Below are 567 nucleotides of genomic sequence, written 5' to 3'. Positions count from 1 at the left end.
ATCTCCTGATTTGCCATCAGCGTGATCATGGCGTCGGTCAGTTGTACCTCGCCGCCAGCACCCGGTGTCTGGTTCTCAAGGATCGAGAAAATCTCGGGCTGCAGGATGTAGCGGCCGGAAATGAACAGGTTGCTCGGCGCCGTGCCCGGGGCAGGCTTTTCCACGAGGCCGTCGACCAGCGCGCCCCCCATCGTCTGCCTCAGGGAAACGATGCCGAATTTGTGGGCCTCTTCCGGCAGGCACCGTTCTACGGCCACCACATTGCCACCGTGCCGCTGGTAAAGATCCGTCATGGATTTGAGGCAAGGCTCGTGATCGACCATCAACATGTCAGGCAACAGAACCGCGAAAGGTTCGTCGCCGACGATGTGACGCGCAGTCCAGACGGCGTGTCCAAGGCCACGGGCCTGTTGCTGGCGCACGAAAGAGATGCTTCCGGCATCGGGCGTCGCCGTCGCCAACTGGTCGGCAAGCGGGTTCTTGCCGGCCTTGCGAAGCGTGGCGTCAACCTCGAATGCGTGATCGAAGTAGTCTTCGATTGCACCTTTCATGCGACCGGTGACAATG

At 60.8% G+C, this 567-nt stretch carries 1 protein-coding gene; it reads right to left on the bottom strand.

Features of this window, described 5'->3' with window-relative positions; genetic code table 11:
- Positions 1-567 (bottom strand): UTP--glucose-1-phosphate uridylyltransferase (locus ACK4SE_RS14200; RefSeq protein WP_409694024.1); only part of this gene is annotated, 567 nt, incomplete at both ends.

Origin of the sequence: Brevundimonas sp. (assembly GCF_046293315.1) — a bacterium.
Classification (GTDB): domain Bacteria; phylum Pseudomonadota; class Alphaproteobacteria; order Caulobacterales; family Caulobacteraceae; genus Brevundimonas.
The sequence above is the reverse complement of the archived record's forward strand: the minus strand, read 5'-3'. Positions and strand labels throughout refer to the sequence as shown.